17 protein-coding genes and 1 pseudogene are annotated in these 18,932 nt (G+C 66.3%); 9 read left to right on the top strand and 9 right to left on the bottom strand.

Annotated features, from left to right (window positions below; translation table 11 throughout):
* Positions 1–40: 40 nt before the first annotated feature.
* Both ATI53_RS17225 and mazG read right to left on the bottom strand, forming a co-directional pair.
* A complete protein-coding gene (locus tag ATI53_RS17225) occupies positions 41–1,042 on the bottom strand; it encodes a Fe(3+) ABC transporter substrate-binding protein (protein WP_111550965.1) in 1,002 nt (333 codons plus the stop codon).
* An 80-nt stretch (positions 1,043–1,122) separates the two neighbouring features.
* Complete coding sequence (gene mazG / locus ATI53_RS17220; RefSeq protein ID WP_009502547.1) at positions 1,123–1,935, bottom strand: nucleoside triphosphate pyrophosphohydrolase; 813 nt, start codon at positions 1,933–1,935, stop codon at positions 1,123–1,125.
* Between the two features lie 63 nt (positions 1,936–1,998).
* Here mazG and ATI53_RS17215 point away from each other — a divergent pair, with 63 nt between their 5' ends.
* The 7 genes from ATI53_RS17215 (at position 1,999) to ATI53_RS17185 (ending at position 8,215) form a co-directional block, all read left to right on the top strand.
* Positions 1,999–3,159: a M20 aminoacylase family protein gene (locus tag ATI53_RS17215; RefSeq protein ID WP_009502548.1), complete on the top strand. Its 1,161-nt coding sequence runs from the start codon at positions 1,999–2,001 to the stop codon at positions 3,157–3,159.
* A gap of 48 nt (positions 3,160–3,207) precedes the next feature.
* Positions 3,208–3,723, top strand: a complete 516-nt coding sequence (locus ATI53_RS17210) for a zinc-binding metallopeptidase family protein (protein ID WP_111550964.1) — start codon at positions 3,208–3,210, stop codon at positions 3,721–3,723.
* Between the two features lie 14 nt (positions 3,724–3,737).
* Positions 3,738–4,736 carry an agmatinase gene (speB, locus tag ATI53_RS17205; RefSeq protein WP_111550963.1) on the top strand — a complete coding sequence of 333 codons (999 nt, stop codon included), beginning with the start codon at positions 3,738–3,740 and terminating at the stop codon, positions 4,734–4,736.
* 82 nt (positions 4,737–4,818) lie between these two features.
* A complete protein-coding gene (locus tag ATI53_RS17200) occupies positions 4,819–5,223 on the top strand; it encodes a DUF1499 domain-containing protein (RefSeq protein ID WP_111550962.1) in 405 nt (134 codons plus the stop codon).
* Positions 5,224–5,331: 108 nt separating this feature from the next.
* Positions 5,332–6,381: a peptide chain release factor 1 gene (prfA, locus tag ATI53_RS17195; protein WP_111550961.1), complete on the top strand. Its 1,050-nt coding sequence runs from the start codon at positions 5,332–5,334 to the stop codon at positions 6,379–6,381.
* Entirely contained in the window at positions 6,378–7,223 is an 846-nt protein-coding gene (gene prmC / locus ATI53_RS17190) for a peptide chain release factor N(5)-glutamine methyltransferase (RefSeq protein ID WP_009502553.1), read from the top strand. The genes prfA and prmC overlap by 4 nt, the downstream gene beginning before the upstream one ends.
* Positions 7,224–7,447: 224 nt before the next feature.
* Positions 7,448–8,215, top strand: a complete 768-nt coding sequence (locus tag ATI53_RS17185) for a DUF4167 domain-containing protein (protein WP_111550960.1) — start codon at positions 7,448–7,450, stop codon at positions 8,213–8,215.
* Positions 8,216–8,315: 100 nt separating this feature from the next.
* Here ATI53_RS17185 and rsmA read toward each other — a convergent pair whose 3' ends face one another.
* From rsmA to lptF, 6 genes are read right to left on the bottom strand one after another with little or no spacing between them, the layout of a single operon-like run.
* Positions 8,316–9,152: a 16S rRNA (adenine(1518)-N(6)/adenine(1519)-N(6))-dimethyltransferase RsmA gene (gene rsmA / locus ATI53_RS17180; RefSeq protein ID WP_009502555.1), complete on the bottom strand. Its 837-nt coding sequence runs from the start codon at positions 9,150–9,152 to the stop codon at positions 8,316–8,318.
* Positions 9,149–10,129 (bottom strand): 4-hydroxythreonine-4-phosphate dehydrogenase PdxA, encoded by a 981-nt coding sequence (gene pdxA, locus ATI53_RS17175; RefSeq protein ID WP_009502556.1) that lies wholly within the window; start codon positions 10,127–10,129, stop codon positions 9,149–9,151. The genes rsmA and pdxA overlap by 4 nt, the downstream gene beginning before the upstream one ends.
* Positions 10,126–11,364 carry a peptidylprolyl isomerase gene (locus tag ATI53_RS17170; protein WP_111550959.1) on the bottom strand — a complete coding sequence of 413 codons (1,239 nt, stop codon included), beginning with the start codon at positions 11,362–11,364 and terminating at the stop codon, positions 10,126–10,128. Before ATI53_RS17170 ends, pdxA begins: the two co-directional genes overlap by 4 nt.
* The gene (locus ATI53_RS17165) at positions 11,355–13,532 is read right to left on the bottom strand and encodes an LPS-assembly protein LptD (RefSeq protein ID WP_111550958.1); all 2,178 of its coding nucleotides are present in this window, start codon (positions 13,530–13,532) and stop codon (positions 11,355–11,357) included. The genes ATI53_RS17170 and ATI53_RS17165 overlap by 10 nt, the downstream gene beginning before the upstream one ends.
* Positions 13,529–14,623, bottom strand: a complete 1,095-nt coding sequence (gene lptG / locus ATI53_RS17160) for an LPS export ABC transporter permease LptG (protein ID WP_009502559.1) — start codon at positions 14,621–14,623, stop codon at positions 13,529–13,531. The genes ATI53_RS17165 and lptG overlap by 4 nt, the downstream gene beginning before the upstream one ends.
* Positions 14,620–15,726 carry an LPS export ABC transporter permease LptF gene (lptF, locus tag ATI53_RS17155; RefSeq protein ID WP_111550957.1) on the bottom strand — a complete coding sequence of 369 codons (1,107 nt, stop codon included), beginning with the start codon at positions 15,724–15,726 and terminating at the stop codon, positions 14,620–14,622. Before lptF ends, lptG begins: the two co-directional genes overlap by 4 nt.
* A 150-nt stretch (positions 15,727–15,876) precedes the next feature.
* Here lptF and ATI53_RS17150 point away from each other — a divergent pair, with 150 nt between their 5' ends.
* Both ATI53_RS17150 and ATI53_RS17145 read left to right on the top strand, forming a co-directional pair.
* Positions 15,877–17,376 (top strand): leucyl aminopeptidase, encoded by a 1,500-nt coding sequence (locus ATI53_RS17150; protein WP_170134605.1) that lies wholly within the window; start codon positions 15,877–15,879, stop codon positions 17,374–17,376.
* A gap of 36 nt (positions 17,377–17,412) precedes the next feature.
* Positions 17,413–17,871 carry a DNA polymerase III subunit chi gene (locus ATI53_RS17145; RefSeq protein ID WP_111550955.1) on the top strand — a complete coding sequence of 153 codons (459 nt, stop codon included), beginning with the start codon at positions 17,413–17,415 and terminating at the stop codon, positions 17,869–17,871.
* 696 nt (positions 17,872–18,567) lie between these two features.
* On the opposite strand, the pseudogene ATI53_RS24470 reads toward ATI53_RS17145, so the two are convergent.
* Positions 18,568–18,687: pseudogene (locus tag ATI53_RS24470) on the bottom strand (IS5/IS1182 family transposase); the annotation flags it as partial.
* Positions 18,688–18,932: the final 245 nt, after the last annotated feature.

Below are 18,932 nucleotides of genomic sequence, written 5' to 3'. Positions count from 1 at the left end.
CGGCGCCGGGCGCAATGGCGCGGCGCCGCCCGCGTCGGGATCAACCGTCGAAATCGACGTCCTCGATCAGCCGCAGCGCCTCGGCGCGGTGATCGGCCAGTTCCATCAGGTTCACCGGGTCGGCATCGAAGCTGCCCCAGCCCCGCACCAGCTCATCCGCCTGCGAGCCGGGCGCGATGGGGTATTCGTAATTGGCATGGGCATAGATTTCCTGCGCCTCGGGCGTGGTGAGAAATTCCATCATTTTCAGCGCGTTGTCGCGGTTTGGCGCCGCTTTGGTCATCGCCACGCCAGAGATGTTTTCATGCGTGCCGCCGCCTTCGAAGACCGGGAACAGCACGTTGACCGCATCGGCCCATTCCTTTTGTTCGTCATCGGCCAGCATCTGGCCCATGTAATAGGTGTTGCCAAGCGCGATGTCGCATTCGCCCGACCAGATCGCCTTGACCTGCGCGCGGTCGTTGCCCTGCGGTTTGCGGGCAAGATTGGCCTTCAGCCCCTCAAGCCAGGTCCTCGTCTCGTCGGCACCGTGATGATACAGATGGGCGGCCGCGAGCGCGACGTTATAGGGATGCGTGCCCGAGCGCGTGCACAGACGGCCGCGCCATTTCGGATCGGCAAGGTCTTCGTAGGTGGTGACCTCGGACGGATCGACGCGGTCCTTGCTGGCGTAGACGATGCGCGCGCGGGTGGTCAGCCCCCACCAGTTGCCCTCGGGGTCGTGATATTGGGCCGGCACGTTGCTCTGAAGCAAATCGCTGGTGACGGGCTGCGTCACGCCTGCATCGACGATGGCTGCAAGGCGCGCCACATCGACGGTGAACACCAGATCGGCGGGCGACCTGTCACCTTCGGCCTGAAGCCGTTCCACCATGCCGTCGCTCAGATAGGCGACGTTCACCTCGATGCCGGTCTTCTTCGTGAAGGCATCGGTCAGTGGCGCCAGCAGTTCGGGCTGCCGATAGGAATACAGGTTCACCTCTTCGGCCTGCGCCGGCTGGGTCGCGGCAAGCAGGGAAAGGGCAAGGATGGTATGGCGCATGAGGCGTCTCCGGTCTGCTGAAAATCTTGGCGCCATAAAACCCGACAAAAACGATCAGGTCAATCGGTTGCGATGACGCTTCAGCGATTTTTGAGCTTTTCACGCAGTTTGGCGGCTTCCCACAACGCATCCATTTCCTGCAGGGAACTGTCCTTGGGTGCGCGCCCCTCGGCGGCAAGAGCGGCCTCTATCTGTGCGAAACGGCGAGAGAATTTGGCATTGGCTCCGCGCAGCGCGGCCTCGGGGTCGATGTTCATGTGACGCGCGAGATTGGCCATCACGAACAGCAGGTCGCCGAATTCTTCCGCGATATGGTCGGGGTCGGTGGCCTCGCGCAGCTCTTGCGCCTCTTCGACGATCTTGTCGATCACCTCGTCGGTGGACGGCCAGTCGAACCCCACCCGTGCGGCGCGTTTTTGCAGCTTGACCGCGCGCATCAGCGCCGGCAACCCCATCGCGACGCCGTCCAGCACGCCCTGTTGCGCCTTCGATGCGCGCTCGGCCGCCTTGATGGTTTCCCAGTCGGCGGTCTGCTGCGCGGCGCTCTTGGCGTTGGAATCGTCGCCAAACACATGCGGATGCCGCGCGACCATCTTGTCGGACATGGTGTCGGCGATGTCGTCGAAATCGAACAGACCCCGTTCGGACGCGATCTGCGCGTGAAACACCGACTGGAACAGCAGATCGCCCAGTTCGCCCTTCAGCTCGTCCCAGGCGTGCCGGTCGATGGCATCGGCGACCTCGTAGGCCTCTTCGATGGTGTAGGGCGCGATGGACGCAAAATCCTGTTCCAGATCCCAGGGACAGCCGGTTTGGGGGTCGCGCAGCCGTCGCATGATTTCGCGCAGTCGCGGCATGCCGCCCTTTGGGTCGTGGATCAGATCGTCGCTCATGGACTTCCCCCGCGTTTCGGTATTGGCTTCCGTCCTGCGACAGTCGCGCCCCGGAGTCCACCCATGCCCATTGTCAACCGCATCGCCGATTACGCCGAAGACATGAAGACCTGGCGCAGGCATCTGCACCGGCACCCCGAACTAAGTCTCGATTGCCATGAAACGGCGCGGTTCGTTGTGGCCAGACTGCGCGAATTCGGCATTTGCGACATTCACGAGGGGATCGCGACAAGCGGCGTCGTCGCGCTGATCGACGGGCAGGGCGACGGCCCGGTCACGGGGTTGCGCGCCGACATGGACGCGCTGCCGGTCGCCGAGGACACCGGCGCGCCGTATCGTTCGACCGTGCCGGGCAAGATGCACGCCTGCGGCCATGACGGGCACACCGCCATGCTGCTGGGAGCGGCGAAATACCTGTCCGAAACGCGCAATTTCTCTGGCAGGGTGGCGCTGATCTTTCAGCCCGCCGAGGAAACCATCGGGGGCGGGCGTATCATGGTCGAAGAAGGCATCATGGAACGGTTCGGCATTCAGGAGGTCTATGCCCTGCACACCGATCCGACCCGCCCGCTTGGCGAATTCGCAACGCGCCCTGGCCCGCTGATGGCGGCGGTGGACGATTTCGAACTGGTGCTGACCGGACGCGGCGGCCATGCGGCCCATCCCGATACCTGCATCGACCCGGTGCCCGCCGCCTTGGGCATCGGGCAGGCGTTGCAGACGATCGTGTCACGCAACAGCGATCCGCTTGGATCGCTTGTGGTGTCGCTGACGGTGATTCAGACCGGATCGGCCAGCAATGTCATTCCCGAAACCGCGCGGCTTGCGGGCACGGTGCGCAGCTTCGATCCCGATATTCGCGACATGGCTGAACGCCGCATCCGTGAAATCGTCGCGGGTCAGGCCATGAGCTACGGGCTGACGGCGCATCTGGACTACCAGCGCAACTACCCGCCGACGGTCAACCACGCGGATCAGACCGAATTTGCCGTCACCATCGCGCGCGGGGTGTCTGCGTCGGTGGTCGACGATGCGCCACCGTCGATGGGCGCCGAGGATTTCTCGTATCTTCTGGAATCGCGCCCAGGGGCGTTTCTGTATCTTGGCCAGGGGCTTGGGCCGTTCTGCCACCATCCCAAATTCGATTTCAACGATGAGGCCGCACCGATTGGCGCAAGCTTCTTTGCCCGGCTGATCGAGATGCGCCACCCCTTGCGGGCCTGACCGTTTTGCGAAAACTCTGGTGTCAACGCGCCGCCGAAAGGAGACCCAATGCCCGCCATCCCGCCTGTCGTAGCGCAGCCCGAACCGCTGCAAGAGTTCCCCGGGCGGCCGTTTGACCGTTTCAGGACCGCCGCTTTTGTGGCTGAAATGTCGAAGACATTCGGTGTCGGTCAGACTCAGCAAGGCATCACGAAGTCCGGCATCGTCGCGATCGCCGAAGAACGCGTGCCGGCGCGGGCCATGGGGCTGCGCTGCGACATGGCTGCGCTGTCGATGGATGATCTGGACCATGCCTCGACCGTGCCGGGGGCTGTACCTGTCCGGGGTTATGACCGCGGCCTTGCCAAGATGCGGTCCGCTGCAAAATACCTGCGCATAAAAAGTACCTTATCGGGTCAGGCTGCACCGATACTTCAACCTTCCGAAGAGCGCGACGGCGACGCGGGCATGATTGTCGAAAGCAGGATGACCCGTTCCGACAGCATGGCGTCTGGCGGTGCGCGCTACATTGCCCGAAAGATTGACGCCGAAATACTGAAAAGTTCTGACTTTCCAAATGCTTGAAATATGAGGCTGACATGGCGCTTGAAGATGCCAAGACACAGATCGACCACGCGTTCACCCGCGAAGACCTGAAAGGGTCCAGCTTTGAGAACGTGTTCGGCGGCGCGGTTTCGTTCCTGCGGCGCAAATATACCAAGAACCTGCACGGCGTGGATGTGGCCGTCACCGGGGTGCCCTTCGATCAGGCGGTGACCAACCGCACGGGCACCCGGCTCGGACCGCGCGCGATCCGCGAGGCGTCGCTGCTGCAACCTTGCGATGCGCCCTATGGCTGGGGTTATGACGTGCTTGGCGAATTTGCCATTGCGGATTACGGCGATCTTGCATTCGATTACGCCAACGTACCGGCCTTTCCCGACACGCTTGAAGCCCACATTTCCGGCATTCTGAACGCGGGGGCGGCGGTGCTGACCCTTGGCGGCGATCATTCGATCACCCTGCCGATCCTCAAGGCTCATGCCGAAAAATACGGGCCGCTGTCGGTTGTCCAGTTCGATGCTCACACCGACACCTGGGCGGACGATGATTTCAGCCGGATCGACCACGGCACCTTCATGTACAAGGCGGTTAAGCTGGGCTACGTCGATCCGTCGCGGTCGGTTCAGGTGGGCATCCGCACCGACAACCCCGACACCTTGGGCTTTCACATTCTGGATGCGCGCGAGGTGCACCGCGAGGGCCCCGAGACCATTTCCGCGCGGATCCGCGACATCGTCGAGCGCCATCCCGTGTATCTTACCTTTGACATCGACGCGCTCGATCCGGCATTCGCGCCGGGCACGGGCACGCCGGTCTGGGGCGGGCTGACCAGCCACCAGGCGGCGGTGATGCTGCGCGGCCTTGCGGGAATCAACCTCAAGGGCGGCGACGTGGTCGAGGTGTCTCCGCCGTTCGACACCACGGGCGCGACTGCCATCGCGGCGGCGCATGTGGCGACCGAACTGCTGTGCCTTTGGGGCTGGACCCGGCGCGCACCGCGCCAGGGCGATGTCGGCAATATGTCGCGGATGTGAGCGCGGCGGCCTTTTCCCGCCCACTGGAATCGTGTGAACAGGGGGCGTACCCCTTCCAGCAAAAGGAAACTTGCCTGTGCGGATGGTCTTCTGGCTTATCGTACTTGTCGTGATCGGGGGCCTTGCCTGGATCAGGCTGGGGCCGTCCGACCCCGATGTGTGGCATGTGGACCCAAAGGTCACCGCCGATCAGGATCTTGCGGGCGGTGTTCGGCGGCGGGTCGCGGGCGGCGCGCCGCTGATGCAGGCGCTGCATCGGATCATCCTCGAAACCCCGCGCACCGAAGTGCTTGCCGGCAGCCCCGACGAGGGGCGGGTGACCTATGTCACGCGGTCGTTGTGGATGGGGTTTCCCGACTATACCACCGTGCAGCTTGAAGGCGATTCGGTCGAAATCTACGCGCGACTGCGGTTTGGCCAGTCCGATCAGGGCGTGAACCGGGCCCGGGTGTCGGGCTGGCTGGAACGGCTTGGCCCGACAGACTAGGTACGGGGCCAGACACGGGGCCAGACACGGGGCCAGACACGGGGCCAGACACGGGGCCAGACACGGGCACCCTTGACCGGGGCCGGGGGATGGGGAAAAGAGGGCGCCATGATCCCCGCAGACCGCCTTCGGCAAATTCTTGAACGTTTTGAATATCTCGAGGCCCGCATGGCCGACGGGTCCGGCGATATTGCGGCCCTTGGGCGCGAATATTCCGAACTGCGGCCCGTGGTGGATCAGATCACCGACTGGATGCGCCTTCAGGACAACCTTGCGGATGCGCGCGCCATGCTCGACGATCCGGAAATGAAGACGCTGGCCGAAGAAGAGCTTGCCGTGCTCAAGGCGCGTCTGCCCGAGGCGGAAAAGGCGCTGCAACTGGCGCTTTTGCCGCACGATGCCGCTGACGCCCGCCCGGCTATCCTGGAAATCCGACCCGGTACCGGGGGCGAAGAGGCGGCGCTGTTCGCCGCCGATCTGGCCCGCATGTACCAGCGTTACGCCGAGACGCGTGGCTGGCGCTGGGAGGTGATCGAAGAACAGCAGACCGAACTTGGCGGGATCAAGGAGCTGGTGGTGCGGATCGAGGGCGACAGCGTTTTCGCTCGTCTCAAGTACGAATCCGGCGTGCACCGCGTGCAGCGCGTGCCCGAAACCGAATCGGGTGGGCGCATACATACCTCTGCCGCCACCGTTGCCGTTCTGCCCGAGGCCGAGGCGGTAGACATCGACATCGCTCCCGGCGATATCCGCATCGACACCATGCGCAGTTCCGGCGCTGGCGGGCAGCACGTCAACACCACCGATTCCGCCGTGCGCATCACTCATATTCCGAGCGGAATCGTGGTGACCAGCTCGGAAAAATCGCAGCACCGCAACCGCGAGATCGCAATGAACGTGCTGCGCGCCCGGCTGTTCGATGCGCAGCGCAAGTCGGCGGCCGATGCGCGCGCGTCGGATCGCAAGGCGCAGGTCGGCAGTGGCGACAGGTCCGAACGCATCCGCACCTACAATTTCCCGCAAGGGCGGATGACCGACCATCGAATCGGTCTGACCCTGTATCGGCTCGACCAGATCCTTGGCGGCGACATCGACGAAATCGCGGATGCGCTGACCGCCGATGCGCAGGCGGCCCAGCTGGCCGAGATGGGGGCGTGACCGGCGCGGGCTTGCTTGCCGCCGCGACACGGCGTCTGACGCAGGCGGGAATCCCGGATGCGGGCCGCGACGCGCGGCGCCTGCTGGCGCATGCGTTGAATGTTCCGGCGGGGCGGCTGACGCTGTTCCTGCCCGGACCCGTTGCGCCTGATCGGGCCGCCGGCTTTGAGACGCTGATCGCGCGGCGCGCGGCGCGCGAACCGGTGTCGCACCTTATCGGGCGGCGACAGTTTTATGGGCGCGATTTTCTCGTCAACGCGGATGTGCTCGACCCGCGCCCCGAAACCGAAATGCTGATCGAGGCGGCGCTGTCCGCGCCGTTCGCCAACGTGCTGGACCTTGGCACCGGGTCGGGCTGTATCCTTCTGACCCTGCTTGCCGAATCCGAACGCGCCACGGGCCTTGGCACGGATCTGTCGCCCCGGGCGCTGGACGTCGCGTTCTGGAATCGCAACGCGCTGCGCCTTGAAACGCGCGCCGCGCTGGCGGGTGGCAGCTGGTATGACGCTTTGCCCCCCGCGCAGACGCTGTTCGATCTGATCGTGTCGAACCCGCCCTATATCGCCGCGCGCGAAATGCCCGACCTTGCGCCCGAGGTGCGCGATCACGAACCCCGCATGGCCCTGACCGATGAAGGCGACGGGCTCGCGGCCTATCGCGCCATCGCCGCCGGCGCGCCGCGACATCTTGTCGCCGGCGGGCGTGTGCTGGTCGAAATCGGCCCGGAGCAGGGTGGCGCCGTCACGGCGTTGTTCGCCGGCGCAGGGCTGTGCGATATCGCCGTTCTGGTGGATCTGGACGGCCGTGATCGCGTCGTTGCAGGGCGGCTGGCGCCCCCGTGAACAGGGCGCTTTGCGGCTTTTCGCCGGAATTGGCACGAAACATCAAGATTTTCCCTTGTTTTGAAGAGCAGAGATAGATACCTAGAAGATGTTGCAGCGGTGGATGCCACGCTGGCGGTCCCGCGCAACGTCAACCCCAAATGGTTGTGACTCGGCACAGACAGGCGCTTTTGGCGCTGCAAGGTCACAGGGACAGTCAGACATAAGGCTGATAGCAAAACACAATGCGATCCTCGAAATCCCGCTCGCGGTCGAAGAATAACCGCAACCGCAGTTCGCTGGGCAATGTCGTCAACCGTGTGTTCGACAGCAGCGGCCCCGAAGGCAAGGTGCGCGGTACGCCGCAGCAGATCATCGACAAGTACAACCAGCTCGCCCGCGACGCTGGGCTGAGCAATGACCGCGTCGCCGCCGAGAACTTTCAGCAGCACGCTGAGCATTACATGCGCATGCTCTCCGAGGCACAGCGCGACGCGGATCAGCGCCGCGAACATCAGGAACGCGAGAACCGCGAACGTCAGGCGCAACGCGACAAGGACCGCTCTGACCAGCGCGACAACCAGCGGTCCGATCGCGACGATCGTGGTGATTCCGATCAGCCCCAGAACAATTCGGGCCAAAACAACCAAGGGCAGGGCAACCAGGGCCAGGGCGATCAGGGTCACGGTGACCAGCCCCAGACCGCCCAGCCCCAGACCGCCCAGCCACGGCCCGATCAAGCCCGGCAGCAGCCCGCCGAGCCGGTCGCTGAAGGCGCGCCGCAGCCTGACGTGATCGACATGGGTGACAACAGCGACAGCGGTCTGGTGGAAACACCTGAAAATCGCGAAACGCCCGCTCCGGCTCCGGCAGAGGAAAAACCCAAGAAACCGCGCCGTCCCCGCAAGAAGCCCGAGCCCAGAAAGCCCAAGGCCGAAAGCGATTCGGGCGCGACCGAGTCCGCGCCCGCCGATCCCAAGGGGGACACGCCGGCTTCCGACGCCGCCGAGTAGACCAGGACGATCACGTCTGTCTCGAACGCCACGCCCTTGCGCGTGGCGTTCTGCGTTTCACCGGATCGTCCGCGCAAAACCAATGCGGACAGGTCCGCGTCTAGGCCAAGCCGCGCGCCAAAGCGCAGAACTGTTCCAGCGAAACCTGTTCCGCGCGCTCGGTGGGCAGAATGCCGGCGGCGTGCAGATGATTCTCGATGTCTGGCGCCAGCCCCTTGAGCGCGGCGCGCATCATCTTGCGCCGCTGATTGAAGGCTGCCGCCACCACCCGCTCCAACACCTTGCGATCCGCCGGAAACCGCGGTTCGGGAAGGGCGCGCAGATGCACCACGGCCGAGGCGACCTTGGGCGGGGGCGTGAACGCGCCTGGCGGCAGGCTTAGCACGATGCGCGCCTCGGTCCGCCACTGGGCCAGCACCGCAAGCCGGCCATAGGCCTTGCTCCCCGGAACGGCGACGATCCGTTCCGCCACTTCGCGCTGAAACATCAGCGTCAGCGTTTGCCAGAACGGCGGCCAGGCATCGGGCGTCAGCCAGCGCACCAGCAGTTCGGTGCCGACGTTGTAGGGCAGGTTGGCGCAGATCGCGATGGGCGGCGTCAGATGCGCCAGGGGGTCGATCTGCAAGGCATCGCCCTCGATCACCTCCAGCCGCCCCGGATAGACGGCGGCGATCTCGGCCAGTGCGGGCAGGCAGCGCGCATCCTTTTCGATGGCCAGAACCCTGCGCGCGCCTTCGGCCAGCAACCCGCGTGTCAGCCCGCCCGGTCCGGGGCCGATTTCCAGCACATCCATCCCCGACAGGTCTCCAGCCTGCCGCGCGATCTTGGCCGTCAGGTTCAGGTCGAGCAGAAAGTTCTGCCCCAGCGATTTCTTCGCCGACAGCTCGTGCGTGGCGATCACCTCGCGCAGGGGCGGCAGCCCGTCGATGGCGCTCATGCCGCGCCACCGGCAAGGCGGCGTGCCAGTTTGAGCGCCTCGATGGTCGATGACGGGTCGGCAATGCCTTGCCCCGCGATTCCGAACGCGGTGCCGTGATCGGGCGAGGTCCGCACGAAGGGCATCCCCAGAGTCACGTTTACGCCCTTGTCAAACGCCAGCGTCTTGATCGGGATAAGTGCCTGATCGTGGTACATGCAGACCGCCGCGTCGTATCCGGCGCGGGCGCGCGCGTGAAACATGGTGTCGGCGGGCAGCGGGCCGATCAGGTCGAACCCTTCGGCGCGCAGCCGGTCGAGCACCGGAATGATGAGGGTCAGCTCTTCGCGCCCCATCCGTCCGCCTTCGCCCGCGTGGGGGTTCAGCCCCGCCACGGCGATGCGCGGGGCGGTGATGCCGAATTGCGCGACAAGGGCCGCGCGGGTGATGCGCAGGCGCTTTTCCAGCAACCGGGCTGTCAGCGCGGCAGGCACATCCGCAAGAGCGATGTGGATGGTTGCAGGCACCACGCGCAGCTCGTCGCTGGCGAGCATCATCACCACCTCGTCGACGCCAGCCAGCGCGCACAGGTATTCGGTGTGGCCGGGATAGGCAAAACCCGCGCCTTCGGCCAGCGCCTGCTTGGAAATCGGCAGAGTGCACAGCGCGCTGCACGCGCCGTCCTGCACCAGCGCCACACCGCGCGCGATGCTGTCGATCACGCCCGCCGCCTGTGCGGGCTGCGGCGTGCCCGGCACCCTCGGGCCGGGAATGTCGATGGCGAGCACCGCAAGCCCATGTCGCGCGGCCTCAGCCGCCTGCGACGGATCGCTGACGATCACATGGGGCACACCGCCCGGCAGATGCGCCGGCGCGCCGATCCAGACAAAGGGCAACGCCGTGCCAAGCGCCGCCCAGGCCGCCTCGGCCAGCTCGGGCCCGATGCCCGAAGGCTCGCCGCAGCTCAGGGCGACGGGGGCGGGGCCGGCGGCGGTCATTCCCCGGTGATGCGGGCGTTGGCACGCAGCTGCGCAAGATACCTGTCCGACAGCGCCGAAAGACGCTGGTTGCGCAGCCCCATCGCGACATCCGAACGCTCGGCATTTTCGGCCACGGCGGCGGTGCGCCCGCACAGCATCAGCACCATCAGCGTCTGCCCGTTCGACCGGGTCAGCGCGGTAGACACTTCGCCCGCGTCCAGCTTTGACAGTTCATAGGCGATATCCGTCGGCAGATCCGAAGGCGGCAGGGTCACGCGTTCCAGCACCTCGGCGGGCTGGCCCCTGGCGACGCCGTACAGATCGTCGCACCGATCCAGCTTGCCCGCCAGCACACGCGCCCTGGCAAGTGTTTCGGCCGAGCGTCCCCCGGCCATGTAATAGGCGGCATATTCCACGGCGGCGATCTCGGGGGGCTGATAGCCGGTTTCCTCGATGTCGCGCAGCTGGAACAGGGCGACGGCCCCTTGCAGCGGGATGGGCGCGGTGACCTCGCCGGGTGCGAGCGCCAGCAGGATCGGGCGCAGCTGCGGGGGCAGATCGTTCAGCGCACGCCAGGGCAGGCGCCCGCCATTGTCGCGGGTGGAGGTCGCGGAATACTGTCGCGCCGCAGCGGAAAATTCGGCGGTGGATGTCATTTGCGCGATGCGTTCGGCGCGGGCGCGCACGGCCTGTATCTCGGCCGGGGGGGCCGGCATGATCAGTTCCGACAGCAGCACCCGGACGTTGGACTGCCCGCCCGCGCCCGCAAGCGCGCGGTCGATTTCGCCCGGCGAGATCGCGCTGTCCGGGCCGAACCGGGACTGAACCAGCATCCGCCACGACAGCCCGGCCATGACGAAATCGCGAAACGTCTGCTCGGAGACACCGCTGCCGTCCAGCGCCGCGATGAACTGTTCGCTTGTCATGTTGGCGCGTCCGGCGAATTCTTCCATGCCGTCCAGCAGATCCTGTTCGGTCGGGGTGATCCCGGCGGCGCGTGCGGCCTGCATCCGCAAGCGGTCGTCAATCAGCTGGTCGCGCGCAAGCTTCCGGGTATCTCCGGGCGAGTTCAGAAGCGCCAGCATCCGCGCGCGCTGGCCAAGCTCGTAAGCGGTAACCACAGAGTCATCGACGGTGATCACCGGGGCGAAAAGGTTTTGCGCCCGCGCCGGGGCGGGAATGCTGCCGGCGGTCAGTGCCAGTGCCGCGCAAAGCGCGACAGACCGGAACAGTCGTGCAGAGGTCAGTTGCATGTGCGTCGATACTCCTTGTCGCTGCCCGCGGTGCCAAACCCTGTCAGCGCGACCGAAAGGCCAAAATCGGTTGACGGCTCGAGGTTGGTCGAGGACGCGAACTCACGCAGTATGGTCAGGTCCACCTGGACGCATTCATTGCGGTATTGCAGCCCCACGCCGCTTCGGTCAACCCGCCGGTCCGCAAGGTCGTAGCGCCATTCGGCCGATGTCGTCCAGTGGCGGCTGACCCGATACGCGCCATCCAGCGTCAATTCCGCCTGGCTTTCATCGCGATCCTCGTCGGGATCTTCGACCAGCATCAGGTAGGTTGCGGAAATGTCGGTACGATCGTTGTACCAGGCGGCACGCGCCTCGGCCTTGTCAAAGGTGGAGCCCTGGTCCAGCAGGCCGCGAATCGAGATCGACAGCCCCTGGGGGTTGAGGAACCCGCCCGAAATGAGCCAGTCCGACGTGGTGCCGTTCAGCCCGCTCGACAGGCTGAGGTCGGAATCGTCGTCCTGCCGCCAGACCCGCCCGAAGGTCATCCGCGTGGCCCAGCCCGCCGGGGCCTCGTGCAGCCAGCGCAGGCCAGCGGCCGTCGTGCGGCCCCGCTCGCGCCGGTCGGCCGCCGCGAAACGCGACAGCGACAGCAGGTTCGCCTCGTCAAATTCCACGCGGGTGCTTTCGTCGTTGGGAATGTTCGGGCGCTCCGCCCCGACCCAACCCGACATCACGACCGGTTCCAGCAGCGTACGCCCGCCAAGGGCCGCGCGCCGCACCAGGGGCCAGCGCAGTTCGACCGACGCCGCCGGGGTCAGCACAGAGGCGGCGGAATCCGATGTCGCATCGTCATAGACATTGTACCGATCGGCCCAAAGGTATGTGTCGATCCCGGCCCGGACGCCCGCCAACAGCGTCCAGCGCCGTTCCCAGTGGGCCTCGGCGCTGAGGCGGGTCATGTCGCGCCCGTCGACGATGCTGTCGTCGTCATTGCCATCGGTGTCGTCGTTGCTGCGCCGGTAATGGCCGTGGCTTTCCAGTCCAAGGGTCAACTGGCCGCCGATCCGCCCCGGAAAGATCCGCTTTTGCCACGCGCTGTCGACGATGACCGACGGTTCCTTGTCGTCGTCTTCGGCCGCCAGCAGCGATTCGTAATAGGTCAGTCCCGTGTCGATATAGCCGTCGCGCCGGTAGCGGCTGACGCGTATCTCGCTGGTAAGCTGCTCGTCGCTGTCGCCGTAGTCATAGGCGTTGAAATAGGAATCGTCGGACACCGATTGCAGTTCGAATGCCAGCTCGAAGCCGCCGCCAAGGCCGAACTGGCCCTCGGCGAACAGATAGCCGCGGGTCTTGTCCTCCAGCAGGGTATCCTGGGACACCGCGCCGTTGACCTCGATCGCGCCATCGACAAAGGCACGCCGGTAGATCACCTCCAGGGTGCGGGTTTCCGACGCCAGATAGGGCGTCAGCGTGATGTCCTGATGGTCGCCGATGGGAATGAAATAGGGCAGGCGGATGCCCGTGCCCAGCAAGGTGGTCGACCGGAAGGTCGGGGTCAGAAAGCCGCGTGCGCGTTTCAGCGTCGGGTCGGGCAGGCGCAGTTGCGGCCACCAGAACACCGGCACGTCCAGCACCCGCAGTTGCGCGCCTTCGAACCACAGCTGCTTTTCGTCTTCGTCGTGGATCACCCGGTCGGCGCGGATCTGCCACAGCGGCACTTCGCCAGCCCCGCAGACCTGGCACGAGGTGACGGCGACGCGGTTCAGCTGCGTATAGCGGCCCTCGACCCGCTGCGCGTCGATGGCGGCGAGCTGAAGCTGGTCGTCCATCACCATGCGCGCGCCTCTGAGCAGCCCGTTGCGGAAATCCTGGTCAAGCTCGGCAGCATCGGCCAGCAGCAGGTTGCCGCTGGAATCGGTGATGCGGATCGGGCCTTCGATGGTCAGCGTGCCGCTGTCCTGGTCGAACACGATACTGTGGGCCACCATCCGCAGCCCATCCTGAAGCGCCTCGACATTGCCGGTCGCGACCAGCCGCGAGCCGCTTTGCACGAACACGCTGTCGGCGATCAGCAGCGCCGGCTCGGTGCCCGCGCCATCGGCGTTGGCGGACAGCGTGGTGGTCTGGGCATACAGCGGCGCGCCAAGCAGCGCCGCAAGCACAAGCGGGAGGACCCTGTGTTTCATCCGTCCTCCATTTGCAAGACAAGGCCGAGCGCCAGCAGAAGCGAGGCGACCGGGGGTATCCAGGCGGCAAGAACGGGGGGCAACTGTCCGTTCTCACCCATGATTTGCGCGAAGTTGCGCACATAGTACAGGCCAAAGCCCAGCAGCACCGCGCCCAGCACATACAAGCCCGTACGCCCCAGCCGGGCCGGGCGCATGGTGAACCCGGCGGCAACCAGCACCATCGCCACCAGAAACACCGGGCGCGCCAGTTCCATCTGGAACCACACGATGTGGCGGCGGGCGGAAAAGCCGGCCTCTTCGAGCGAGGCAATATAGGCGGGCAGATCCCAGATGGCGATGGCCGAGGGCTGGCCGAACCGGTCGCGGATGTCATCCTGCGTCAGGGGCGAGGGCAGGCGCAGTTCGGCGTGGCGCTCTGCGCTGTCTTCGGGGTTTCCGCCCGCGCGCAGCGTCCATTGCTTGGCATCCGTCAGCACCCATGCGCCGCTGTCCAGCCGCGCCTCGGCGGCGGTGATGCGCCGGTCGGGGCCCGCGTCGGGCGCATAGGCCAGAAAGCTGGTGTCATACAGAACGGTCGCGTCGGGGTTGGCCCGGTCGGCGTGAATCACCACCTGACCGCTCTCGCCGCCCTGGCGCAGCCACAGGCCTTCGCGCCCGAACGAGATCACCGAGGCGCCGTTGCTTTCATAGTTTTCGGTCAGGTCGCTGGCCCGTTTCGACGTTGCCGCGACCAGCGGATTCATGATCGCCACGGTCAGCCCCGAGATGATCAGCGCCACCGCAACCGGCCCGCCAAGCGCCACGAGGCCGGACCGCCCGGCGGCGCGCACCACCACCAGCTCCGAGCTGCGCGCCAGCATCAGGAACAGCGCGGCGGTGGCCAGGATCATCACCAGCGGCAGGATTTCATAGATGCCCTCGGGCAGTTTCAGCACCGTCACCCAGGCGGTCTGGCCGAAACTGGCGCTGTTGCCGAAGCGGCGCAGCTGCTCGACCAGATCCAGCAGCCCCAGGAACAGCGAAAACACCCCGAGGATGGCCAGAAACATCCAAAGGAACCGACGGGCAAAGTAGCGGTGCAGGATCATGCGGGGGCCTCGGACGGACGGCAGGCGGGGCGAAAGTTGCGCGAGGCGCGCGCCAGCAGCGCGGCGGCGATGCCCAGCCCCACCAGGCTCGGCAGGTAGACCAGCGGCCACAGCGCGGCAGAGTTGCGCACCGGCGTGTTTACCGTGCTTTCCACCAGCTTGACCAGCACCAGCAGGAAAATCGCCCCGACGATCTGCCGCGTCGCGCCAAAGCGCGAGAATGACGCAGACATCAGCGCGGCATAACCGATCAGCGCGGCGACGACGCACAACAACGCCTGTTCGAAGCGGCCGTGCGCCTCTTGCAGGATCTGGCCGGGGCGGTCGTTCAACTCTTGTGCGACCGCGTCGGTGTCGGTCAGCAACTCCCGCGTCGATATGGCGCGCGCCTTGCGTCCCGGCACGCCGTCGGGTGCGACAAGCGCGGAGATGTCATAGGTCAGATCGTTGAAATTGGTGATCGACAGGGTGTCATCCGCCAGCCGCAGATCCTGGGCCATGCCGGTGCGCATGGTCAGCCGCGTGCCCGCGTCGTCGCGCAGCACATAGGCGTTTTCGGCGGTATAGGTAAACACCCGCCCGACCGACCGGCGGTCGGACAGGTAGACATCAAGCAGCTCGCCGTTTGCCGTGATCTCGCGGATGTAAAACGTCACCCCACGCGCCGGGTGCAGGAACGTGCCCTCATGCAGCAGCCGGGCCGAGACCGACACCGAAATCTCGGATTCGCGCAACCGCAGCTTTCCGGCGGAGGCGGGCACCAGCACATGCGCCAGCACCGATGCCATCACCGCGACCAGCACGCCGAAGACCAGTACCGGCCGCGCCAGCCGCCACGGCGACAGGCCCGCCGCCTTGAGCACGGTCATTTCCGATTCACCGGCCATGCGGTTGGTGACGTAGACGGCGGCGCCGAAGGCGGCCATCGGCATCACCAGCGCAATCACCGCAGGCAGGCTGAGCAACGTGAATTCCAGAAAGATCCCCGCCGAATGGCCATCGGTGATGAGCTCGTCGAACAGGCTGACGGATGCGTTCACCCAATAGACCATCACAAGGACGAGGGCAAAGAATCCAAAGACAACCATGAGCTGCGACAGCATATATCTGTCGAATCTCTGCACGCCCTGTTGTCCCTTCGTGTCGTCCGCGTCCGCGCCACCCTAGCGGTTTGGTTCCTGATGGAAAAGCAGGCTCTGGTCAATGGCCGCCGCTGGCTCTACCAATTGTCGCAACAACGACAGGAGACGATGATGACCCACATGCGCCAGATCAGCTTTGCCGAACCGGATCTTGACGGGCTGGCGGGGGTCGAGGGCCGCGTGGCGGTCTTTGTCAACGCCGCCGGCCAGTTGGGCAAGGGGGCGCGGCGGATCAACCGTCTGACCCGCGGCGCGCTGGCCCGCCTGACCGGATCCGACGCCTGGGCCAAGGGGACATCGGGCAGTGTGACCAGCCTGGGTTACCCGTCGGGCATGGCGGCCTCGGCGGTGGACGTGGTCATGGTCGACCGCCGCCCCGAGGTCATCGAGGCGCGCAAGGCCGGCGCGGCACTGGCCGTCGCCGCCGGGTCAGAGGCCATCACGCTGGTGGGCGACGCGCAGGGGCGCCTGCCGCAGATCGCGCTGGGTCTGGTGCTGCGCGGCTATGCCTTCACCGATCACAAGACCGACAAGGGCACGCCGCCGGCGGCTGCGACGGTGTTGTGCGCGCGCCCCGAAGAGGCCCGCGCCGCCACGCTGCCGCTGCTGTCGGTGGCCGAGGGAGTCGTGTTCACTCGCGATCTGGTGAATGCGCCGTCCAATGTGCTCGGCACCAGCGAATTCGCGACCCGGCTCGAAGCGCTGCGCGACATCGGGGTCGAGGTCGAGGTGCTGGAAGAGGACCGCCTGGCCGAGCTGGGCATGGGCGCGCTGCTGGCGGTCGGGCAGGGCTCGGCCTCGCCCACCAAGGTGGTGGTGATGCGCTGGCGCGGATCGGATGCGGCGCCGCTGGCGCTGATCGGCAAGGGCGTGGTGTTCGACACCGGCGGCATTTCGCTAAAGCCCGCGGCAGGCATGGAAGACATGACCATGGACATGGGCGGCGCGGGCACGGTCGCGGGCGTGATGAAGGCGCTGGCGCTGCGCGGCGCGCGCGCGCATGTGGTCGGCGTGGTCGGCATCGTGGAAAACATGCCATCCGGCACGGCGGTGCGCCCCGGCGATGTGGTGCGTTCGATGAAGGGCGACACCATCGAGGTCATCAACACCGACGCCGAAGGCCGGCTCGTGCTGGCCGATGTGCTGTGGTACGCACAGGAACATCTGGCCCCGGCGGCGATGGTCGATCTGGCAACCCTGACGGGCGCCTGCATCGTCGCGCTGGGGCACGAGAACGCCGCCGTCTTTGCCAACGATGACGGGCTGGCAAACGGATTTCTGCGCGCCGCCGGGATCGAAGGCGAAGGCGCCTGGCGGATGCCCATGGGCAAGGCCTATGACGCGCTGATGGATTCCGCCATCGCCGATATCAAGAATTCATTCGGTCGTCCGGCGGGGTCGATCACCGCCGCGCAGTTCCTGCGCCGCTTCGTGCGCGAGGACATGCCTTGGGTGCATCTGGACATCGCGGGGGTCGCCTCGCGCAAATCTGCCAGCGATCTGTCGCCCAAGGGTGCCACGGGCTGGGGCGTTCTGGCGCTGGACCGGCTGGTGCGTGACCGGTTCGAAACCGCGCCCGAAGTCGACAACGTCACGCCGGCCGAGACATGAGCGGACCCGCACGCAGCGGGAGCGGGGGCTGATCCGGTGGGCGCGGCTTATTTCTATCACCTCACCCATCGCCCGCTGGAAGCGGCGCTGCCGGCGTTGTTGGAAAAATCGCTGGCTGCGGGCTGGCGCGTCACGGTGCGTGGGGTCGATCCGCAGCGCATGGAATGGCTGGATCAAAAGCTCTGGCTGGGGGCGGACGACGGGTTCTTGCCGCACGGGCTGGCGGGGGGGGCGCATGATGCGCTGCAACCAGTGCTGCTGACGGTGGCCGAGGGGCTGACGAACGGGACGTCCTGCCTGATGTCGGTCGATGGCGCACCGGTGTCCGCCGACGAAACCAAGCGGCTGGAACGCGTCTGTATCCTGTTTGACGGTCAGGACCCGCAGGCTGTGGACCATGCGCGAGGCCAGTGGAAGGCTCTGGCAGGCGCCGGGTGCGCGGCGCAATACTGGTCCGAAGCGTCGGGCCGCTGGGAGAAAAAGGCCGAGACCTGAGCCGGCGGGGTGGGCCGAGGGGGCGCTGCCCCCCCCGCCTGCGGCTCCCCCCGGAGTTTAATTGGCAAGATGAAGACGGGCCCCTTGTCTCGCGGAAGAGTGCGAATGGCGCAACCGGTCACCGGCGGGTCACAACCAGCTACCGGGGCGCGTTTGACGTTGATCTGGCGGGCGGCGCGTCGTCGGCACCGCGCGGTTTGTGCCGGACCCGTCGCCCAGGCGCATCCCCGGGGTCGTGGCGGGCCGAGCGTCAGCATTTGCGGGTGGCGCAGCGGACGATCCGGCGCGACCGGCTGGAAAGCCGCGGGCGCGGCGGGCAGGGCTGCGAGGAGTTCGTCGCGCTGCCCCGGGGACGAGGCGCTGGACACCGCCGCCGCCGAGATCGCCCGCATTCGTGGCGAGCATCGCAACGAGGCGATGGCTGGGGGGCTGCGGGTGGCGTTCGGCAGCGCTGTTTCATCACACCCAAAGCCGGGTACGCCGCTTTCTTGACGGCAGCGGCGGCTGTGTCGCGTCGATCGGCAGTTATTCCACGGGCCGAGCGCAGGCGATCATGCCGCATGTCTTCGGCATCGACTTTCATTCGTTTCTCTACACCCCCCTCGGGACTATTGGCAGATCATTCGCGGCCGCACCGAAACGCTGGTGATGGCCGGGGGTCTCGCTGAGGCGTGACGTCGCCTTTTCCCGCCGACGTCATTCCAGGCGGACGATTTCGGCGGTGCCGAGGACATTGAAGCGGGTCATGAGTGCGATGGGGATGTGGATTTCGCCGGTTTGGCGGTCGCGGTCCGTTGCGGCGATGCGCTCGGCAAAGGCCGCGACGCCGCGCAGTTTCGCCGCGATCCGGGCGTTGGGGGCGGGATCCTGAGCCGGGCTTGCAGACGGCCCGATCGTTTTCGGCCCTGCTCCAAGCGGCCGGGTTCTACTCTTTATGGCCGACCGTTCCTGCGGACAGGAACAATCGGGACGACGCCACGGTCAAGGATGGCGAGGGCGCAACGGCGCGCGTCATGCGCCCCACCCCAGGGTCCCGCTGCCGGTCTCTTCGTTGTTCGGGA

This window comes from Salipiger aestuarii (assembly GCF_003259905.1).
Taxonomy (GTDB): domain Bacteria; phylum Pseudomonadota; class Alphaproteobacteria; order Rhodobacterales; family Rhodobacteraceae; genus Salipiger; species Salipiger aestuarii.
The sequence above is the reverse complement of the archived record's forward strand: the minus strand, read 5'-3'. Positions and strand labels throughout refer to the sequence as shown.